Origin of the sequence: Segatella paludivivens DSM 17968 = JCM 13650 (assembly GCF_000373185.1) — a bacterium.
GTDB lineage: Bacteria > Bacteroidota > Bacteroidia > Bacteroidales > Bacteroidaceae > Prevotella > Prevotella paludivivens.
Genome location: NZ_KB890662.1, coordinates 1 through 8437, shown reverse-complemented (window position 1 = coordinate 8437; position 8437 = coordinate 1). Strand labels below are relative to the sequence as shown.

The following is an 8437-nucleotide window of genomic DNA, read 5'->3' as shown; positions in this document are numbered from 1 at the left end:
TTTTTGGTATTTTTCATCTCGAATCATGACGAACAGATCGTCAAGACTCATCATTTTTTGCTTGATTTCTTTTTTTGTCTTATACAAGACATGGATTTTTGATAGTTCCATTCTATTTTATCGTTATTTTTTATCGAAAATTCGTTTCCACGACGTAACGTTTGCGTTATTACGTGGAAACGTTTCTGTTGCTACGACACGAAGTTTGCGTTTCTACGATGTAAAGTTTGCGTTTCTATATAGAAACGGAAATGCAAATTGACGTTTTTGCGACACTTTATTTTTGAAAAAAGCACATCTAACGTGCTGACAGACAGCGAATAGACGTTTCGACGCTAGTTTATTTGCAAAACCTATGTACGATTTTCCAAATCCCTGAGTATTCGTCTTATCCTAGCAGGCTTGATCCTCTTTAACTCCTTAGTTTAGAGAGAATATTTGTAATAAATTTGTAAGTATCCCTTTTTTATTCTTTGTGAAGGCTTGCCAAAGAAATTACTAAGGATATAACAGCCATTCCCGCTCCCATTGCACAAACACCCGTCCATTCAGCCAACTTCCATCCCCAACCAGCTAGAAAAGTTCCCAAACTACCACCAATGAAATAAGTAGTCATAAAGATAGTGTTCACTCGGTTACTGGCTTCAGGTATTTCCTGAATACATCCACTTTGATTACTAAGTTGTTGACACTGCAAGCCAACATCAATAAGGATAATAGATATCGCCAATCCAGGGTAACTATTACCAAAGAAAAATGCGATAACCCAACCTGTTATCTGTATTATAGCACCTGTGATGGAGAATTTACCGATACCATATTGAGGAATATATTTACCAATTCCAGAAGCAGCAACAGCACCTAAGATGCCACATAGTCCCAACATTCCTACCATATTACTTCCGGCATAAAAAGGTGCTTGACCTAAATGAAAAGCCAAACAAGACCAAACCGCCAGCATAGAGCCAAATCCAAAAGCTGCTCTGACGGAATTTAGTCGGATATTTGGATGAGCTGCAATTATCTTCAGTATAGAACGCATTAAAGAACGATAATTCCCTTGAAAGTTGGATTTCATATCTGGCATTACCCGAACAGAAATCAAACAACTGAGGATCATTACTACCGAAGCAATAAAAAACATAGCTCTCCATCCTAACCAGTTACCTACATATCCACTCACAACTCTTGCAGTTAAAATCCCTATCAACAGTCCGGAAAGTACATAACCCATATTACGAGCCTTATTTTCAGAACTAGAGAACTGTCCTGCTATAGGAATGAATAACTGGGGAATTACAGAACAAACGCCAAGGAAATAGGAGGCTATCCATACCAAAATCAGACTTGGGGCAAAACCAATGATTGCCGATGCAAGTGCTGCAGACAGCATACTGATGAGAATAATCATGCGCCGAGAATATAAATCACCCATCGGAATGATCAGAAATAATCCAGTTGCATAACCAATCTGGGTTATCACAGAGATTAAGTTTGCCTGTACTTCTGTGACAGAAAATTCTAATCGAATAAGTTCCAACAGCGGTTGATTATAATACAAATTAGCAACTGACACGCCAGCCATTATTGCCATCATTATGATAAGATACCGAGGAATACCTTTATTTTCTTCTAACTTTAACATAAACAAGAAACTTATTTTAAATTAAGAATACAAAGATACATTTATTATAGCTAATGGCAATATTTATGTCTAAAAAAATGGTTCTCTCTGATTTTGTTGAAGCAAAAAGGAAGCGTTTGTTACACTATGCTCGTGGTTTGCGTGGATCTTAATAGAGTGATTATCAAAGTCTTTAACGAGAAACATCAGGGTATATGAAACAAGATGAGGTTCTTTCATTGTAATTTCAAGAAACTTTTAAGCAAATATGATCGTCAAGTTTATCCTTTTCTGAAATATGTACAGTGTTTATCTATTTCTTTTATTATATTTGCAGTATAACATTGAATAAAATAAAAACGATGGACATTAAAGTTTTAAATAATAAAATAACAATGAAAAAATACATTATTCTAGCTGTAATAATGCTTTCAGCATTAGCAGCAAGTGCACAAACAACATGGACAAATGACCCTCAGCATTCAAGACTAGGATTTGTAGTTAAACATCTTATGATCTCTGAAATAGACGGGCGTTTCTCTGATTTCAGTGCAACAGTTATTACATCAAAGTCTGACTATAGTGATGCAAAAATCACTTTGGAGGCTAAGGTTGCAAGTATCAATACAGATGTCACACCTCGTGACAACCATTTGAAGTCTGCTGATTTCTTTGATGCAGAGAAATATCCTACGCTGACTTTTAAAAGTACCAAATTGGTGAAGTTGAATGCTAAGAAAGGCTATATATATGGTAACCTAACTTTCCATGGTATAACCAAACCTATCAAACTGAATGCGGTATTCTTCGGAAAGATAATCAATCCGATGAACAAGCAAACTACTGCCGGTTTCCAGGTAACAGGAGTCGTAAAACGCTCGGATTATAACCTTGGCCCGAAATTTCCAGAGGCTATGATCAGCAATGATGTAAAAATTGTCGCTAATATAGAATTCAGTCCTAACAAATAGGATGAAGAATAGGATAATTTGAGTATTTAAACGGAAGTTTTTTAAGTATAACATCCCTGCTCTTAAATAATAAGAACAGGGATGTTTTTGTGTAAAGAATGACTTTAGCTAATTGACAATTGGAATAGAAGATATTCCAATAGGCGTTCATGGCATTGTAAAATCAGCAATATATGAGAAAAACATGATAGCGTGTCGTGAACCATGATTAATACAACTCTAGTCGTTAACCAAGATTAACTAAGTAACTAATAGTAACTATGTAGGAAATCGTTACTTTTGCAAATATAAAACAAAGAGAATACTATGCAAAAGAAAGAAAAGATAGTGAATCCAGAATATCTAACATGTCCAATTCGTAACGTTTTAGCCAAATTCGGTGACAAATGGTCTTTGCTCGTGCTTTATCATTTGTATGTATCTGAGAATGGAGTGATGCGATTTAATGAACTTCGTCGAAACATGACTGACTGTTCACAAAAAATGCTCTCACAGACATTAAAAAATCTGGAGAGCAATCATCTTGTTAATCGTAAACTATACCCTGAAGTTCCACCTCGTGTGGAATACTCACTGACCGATATTGGTAAAAGCCTCATTCCAAGTCTCGAAGGACTTATAAAATGGGCAAAAGAGAATTTCAATAGTGTCGTAGTATAATGAAATAATCATTATACTATACGCTTAGTAAGCCACAGAGAAACGTTCTTTATGATGCTTTGGCGTTTCTAATTCGTCAATCATAGCTACAGCATAGTCCTCAACAGAGATGAAACTGTCACCTTTTTCATCAACAAGCAGATCATCCTTGCCTACTCTATACTTTCCAGTGCGGACACCAGGTTTAAGATTACCGAGATTTGCAGCTGGAGACAAGAATACCCAGTCAAGTTCTTTTTCATTCGTTAACGTGTTGAGATAGAATTCACCTAAAGACTTAACACCTGGAATCCAAGCCTCTGGTAAAGTTCCGGTATCCATGAGGCGAAGACCCGGTTTGACAAACAAAGTACCAGCACCACCTACGATTAACAAACGAGATACGCCAGACTCTTTTGCACCCTTGACAATCTTAGGGTAATTCTCTAATGTATCTTCATAAATGTGAGAATTTGCCCAACCCGGATTGTATGCCGAGATAATAGCATCTTTACCTTCTGCCACCTTTGCCAACTGGGCAGGATTGGTGACATCGGCCTCAACAACACTTAGATTTTCATTCTGTATCTTTACCTTGCTCGCATCACGCGAAATTGCAGTTACCTTATGTCCACGACTTAGCAATTCATTTAAGAGTGCTGTTCCTACATAACCAGTTGCACCGATTAAAACTACATTCTTCATAATCGTTATATTTTTAAATTGTTAATAATATATCTTTGTTACGATGCAAAGATACTGATTAGAATAACATTTCGCAAGTAGGTACTAAAAAGTAATGTAGTTACCAAAAAGTAGGAATAGTGGAATAATGGAAGATAAAAAATTTAAGCTTAACTTTGATTAACCATATTTGAATATAGCATGATGATGATATTGATAAACGTTTTAAAATATTATTCATATCTTTGCACTCAGCTATAACCATAAAAGACAAATGAAAACTAAAAGTTATTTTGCAATTATTCTTTTTATCGCGATGTGCCCTTTTGCTAAAGCACAAAAGATAAACCTTGCAGGAGAATGGAAATGCAGTTTGCTTACTGATAAAGACGGGAAACAGATTGCAAATGAAAGTATAACGCCTCATACGATTATACTTCCAGGAACAACAGACACAAATCATCTTGGTTACCAGCCATCGTCAAAGGAAGAGACAACTCACTTAACAAGACTGTTTGCATATCGCGGAAAAGCGAAATACGAACACGATGTTGAGATTCCGAAAACATGGAAGAATACACGACCAACATTATTCCTTGAACGTACAAAGCCAACGCAAGTATATCTGGACAACGTATATATTGGTTCAAGCAACGATATATCTACACCTCAAAGATACATACTCCCAATAAAGAAATCCGGACTACACCACATTACGATAATCGTAGACAATGCAAGCGGTGTGCCGCAACAGATTTATGCAAGCAGTCATGCTTATACAGAAGATACACAAACTAACTGGAATGGAATTATTGGACAGATATATATTATAGCAGAAAACGCTACCGAAGACACAACAAGCACTTATAACGGACCGACAAATGACTGTTTTAAGGATTTCCATGCAGGTCAACATCATTTCTTTGCCAACGGTCACGTGATTTTTTTGCGTGGGAAGCACGATGCCTGCGTCTGGCCTATAACTGGGCACGTACCAATGGATAAGCCGTCATGGGCAAAATATATGGGTAAATTGGCGCAATATGGCATCAATCATATAAGGTTTCATTCATGGTGTCCTCCTGAGGCTGCATTTTCCGTTGCCGACTCTATAGGAATATATCTGCAACCCGAACTACCATTTTGGGGCGATTTCAACGCAAAAGATACAACGTTGATGACTTTTCTTCATAAGGAAGGCGTTAATATTTTGAGAGAATACTCACACCATCCTTCTTTTGTGATGTTGGCTCTAGGTAATGAGTTATGGGGAAGCATTGAAAAAATGAAAGAATTCACCGATGACTTCAGAAAGATTGCCCCAAAGATTCTTTATACGTTCGGCAGCAATTACTATCTGGGATACCAAGGTATAAAAACAGGAATGGACTATTTCACTACTTGCAGAATAGGCGGTGAAGGTTGGGGAAAATACAATACTCATACACGTGGCTCGTTTTCTTATGCTGATGCTTACGAAGGTGGAATGATAAACCATTTCTACCCGAATTCATCGTTAAACTTCGACGAGGCTTGCGACAAGGCTACCGTTCCTGTAATAAGCCATGAGACGGGACAATTTCAAACTTATCCCGACTTCAACGAAATAAAGAAATACACTGGGGTTCTTTATCCATATAACATGGAAGTATTCCGCAAAAGACTTGAAAATGCAGGGATGCTTGATCAAGCAGAAGAGTTTCATAAAGCTAGTGGAATGTGGAGCGCATTACTTTATAAGGCTGATATAGAAATGGACTTGCGCACAATGAATATGGCAGGATTTCAGTTGCTTGACATTCAGGACTACCCTGGTCAAGGAAGCGCATACGTAGGTATCATGGATGCCTTTATGGATAGCAAAAAAATAGTTTCTGAAGAACAGTGGAGACAATGGTGCAGTCCGGTTGTACCGCTTCTTATATCAGACAAATATTGTTTCAGCAATAGTGAACATCTGAAAGCAAAGATAAAAGTAGCGAATTATTCAAGCGGTCGTTTCAACGACACTGAAGTTTATTGCCAGATTAAACAAAATGACAAAACTAAATATTTCATCGTGTTAGGGGGATTTATAAGAGAGGGATTGGATTCTATAGGAAATATAGACATAGATTTATCACGATTTAAAGAGCCTACATGCCTTACGATGGAACTGGGATTTCTTGATGGCACGGGCATGACACAAAAAGGAATTGGATATAACAGTTATCAGATATGGGTGTATCCTAATGAGAACAATACAGAGCAATTGAAAAAGGGCCTCATCATCACACATAAGATAACCGATGAAATTGGGCAAAAACTATTAAAGGGAGCTAAGGTATTACTGATGCCTGATTCAACAGAATTTGTAAAAGATCAGGTGGGCGGACTTTTCATGACTGATTATTGGAACTACCGTATGTTTAAAACTATTTGTGAGAGCAACAAAAAGCCCGTTTCTCCGGGTACTCTTGGAATACTTACCAATCCAGAACATCCAATATTCAATTATTTCCCAACAGAAATGCACACCAACTGGCAATGGTTCCCTATAATCAAAGAGTCTCATCCTGCAATACTTGATAATCTGGGAAAAGAGTACAGACCGATAGTTCAGGTGATAGACAATATTGAACGAAACCACAAACTAGGACTGATATTTGAATTTCAGATTGGCAAAGGCAAACTTCTTATCTGTATGAGTGACTTGGAAAAGACAACAAAATATCCCGAAGGAAGAGCCTTTTATGAGAGCGTACTGCGCTATATGCATTCTGACAAATTCTGCCCCAACACGCATCTGTCAGATATAAATGCCTTAAAGACTTTGTTACAACAGAAACTGGAAAATAAGAATATGGATAAGCTTAATAACATATCACAGTATTAAAGAACAACAAAGGCTACCCAGAGGTAGCCTTTGTTGTCACTGTTACTATTTCGCCCTTATGCATTCTATTCACTATTATCATATAAATGATTTGTTTAGGGGCCAACTTGCAATACTGTAATATTTTAGACTTCATTCAAACTTTTTTATTTTCATGGTTAGGAAAATCAAAACTCATTCGTTATATTGACAACGACAGCAAAATAAGTATGCATAAGAAAGAACAATTTGAAGAGCTTTTCAAAAATAACTATAAGCAGATGCTAAGACTATCCATGCTTATAATTAAGGATGAAGAAGAATCTAAAGACATTGTGAGTGACATATTCACAGAGATTTGGGATGGAACGATCAATCCCTATGTAGATAAGCCACGAAACTATCTTTTGATGTGTGTACGCAATCGCTGTCTGGACTTGCTTCATCACAAGCGTATCAAAGAGCGTGTGTGCCGTTTGCTCACCCTTGAGTCTTCACTGCCATCCATTGCCATTAATAATGACACACCCGATATGCAGAGACTCAGAGAGATGGTAGATACCCTTTTAACGCCCAGAGACAGGCAAGTACTTATTATGAAATATGAGCGTAAGATGAAGTATAGAGAGATATCCGACGAACTTAAAATAAGTCAGGTGGCTGTATATAAGCATCTTTCACAAGCTCTTAAAACGTTAAAAGCCAATTTCAAATAAACGGATGAATATGGAAACGAATGAAAAAATAGAACGGTTGCTTGATATGATAGAGCATCCTGAGCATTATACCGAAGAGGAAATGCAGAAAATACTTGCGGACAAAGAAACCCGTGAGTATTATGATCTTATTATAAAGGCAGATGATGCCTATACTAAGAGTCATGATGTAGACGTAGACAAAGCCCTGCAAGAGTTTGAGACAAAACATCTCCACCATTTATCATGGAGCAAGATAGCAGCCGTATTCATTGGCATACTATTGGTTTCGGGCGTAACCTATGCAGCAATCGTATTAAATAGAAATCCATCTGAGAAACAAGTTAGTCAGAAGGCACAGATTGGCAGAGTGATTACAGACAAAGCTGCCAAGAGCATTGATACAGAAACGACTGATACGGATACTACAACCACACAAAAAGGACAGTCGTTTGATAACGTAGAATTACAAACCATACTGGATGATATATCTTCATATTATAAACTAAAGGTGGTTTATAATTCAGACAAGTCAAGACATCTGCGTCTGCACTTTTATTGGGATAAGAGCAAGGATGCAGAAACCATCGTAGAGTCATTGAACCATTTTGACAATGTGAACATTACATTGACAGACAGTAAAATAGATGTAAAATGAAAAGATATATATTATTTCTGATTGCATCTCTCGTTGCCATCTCTGTCAGTGCACAGAGAATCACACATGATTTTAGAGACGTCTCCATGTCAAAGGCTCTGAAGATTATAGAGGCGAATACCAGTAAGTACAAGATTAACTTTATCTATAACGAACTTGAAGACTTTACCGTTACTACGAGCATTGACAAGAAAACTGTTCCCGATGCCATAAGAGACGTGATAGGCTTTTATCCCATAAGGATGACTGTCGATGGAGATAACATCTTTGTAGAGTGTGTACAGAAAGAAAACACGAAACTGATTGGAGAGG

The 8437-nt window shown here is 37.2% G+C and carries 7 protein-coding genes and 1 pseudogene; 6 read left to right on the top strand and 2 right to left on the bottom strand.

The genetic code is table 11. From position 1 onward, the window contains the following. Positions 1-466: 466 nt before the first annotated feature. Positions 467-1645, bottom strand: a complete 1179-nt coding sequence (locus B045_RS0110800; protein ID WP_018464276.1) for an MFS transporter — start codon at positions 1643-1645, stop codon at positions 467-469. Positions 1646-2019: 374 nt separating this feature from the next. On the opposite strand from B045_RS0110800, the gene B045_RS0110790 reads away from it, so the two are divergent. Together B045_RS0110790 and B045_RS0110785 are read left to right on the top strand one after the other, a co-directional pair. Continuing rightward, the gene (locus tag B045_RS0110790) at positions 2020-2595 is read left to right on the top strand and encodes a YceI family protein (RefSeq protein ID WP_025884426.1); all 576 of its coding nucleotides are present in this window, start codon (positions 2020-2022) and stop codon (positions 2593-2595) included. A 306-nt stretch (positions 2596-2901) separates the two neighbouring features. Beyond that, positions 2902-3255 carry a winged helix-turn-helix transcriptional regulator gene (locus B045_RS0110785; protein WP_018464273.1) on the top strand — a complete coding sequence of 118 codons (354 nt, stop codon included), beginning with the start codon at positions 2902-2904 and terminating at the stop codon, positions 3253-3255. Between the two features lie 24 nt (positions 3256-3279). Here the strand turns inward: B045_RS0110785 and B045_RS0110780 are convergent, their stop codons facing one another. Then, positions 3280-3939 carry an NAD(P)-dependent oxidoreductase gene (locus B045_RS0110780; protein ID WP_018464272.1) on the bottom strand — a complete coding sequence of 220 codons (660 nt, stop codon included), beginning with the start codon at positions 3937-3939 and terminating at the stop codon, positions 3280-3282. Positions 3940-4192: 253 nt separating this feature from the next. On the opposite strand from B045_RS0110780, the gene B045_RS0110775 reads away from it, so the two are divergent. The 4 genes and pseudogenes from B045_RS0110775 to B045_RS14580 form a co-directional block, all read left to right on the top strand. Further along, positions 4193-6793 (top strand): glycoside hydrolase family 2 protein, encoded by a 2601-nt coding sequence (locus B045_RS0110775; protein WP_026234405.1) that lies wholly within the window; start codon positions 4193-4195, stop codon positions 6791-6793. 209 nt (positions 6794-7002) lie between these two features. After that, positions 7003-7488 carry a sigma-70 family RNA polymerase sigma factor gene (locus tag B045_RS0110770; RefSeq protein WP_044067775.1) on the top strand — a complete coding sequence of 162 codons (486 nt, stop codon included), beginning with the start codon at positions 7003-7005 and terminating at the stop codon, positions 7486-7488. A 10-nt stretch (positions 7489-7498) separates the two neighbouring features. After that, on the top strand, positions 7499-8125 hold the full coding sequence (locus B045_RS0110765) for a DUF4974 domain-containing protein (protein ID WP_154650157.1): 627 nt from the start codon (positions 7499-7501) through the stop codon (positions 8123-8125). Continuing rightward, positions 8122-8437, top strand: a pseudogene (locus tag B045_RS14580) (hypothetical protein); the annotation flags it as partial. The gene B045_RS0110765 and the pseudogene B045_RS14580, both read left to right, overlap by 4 nt.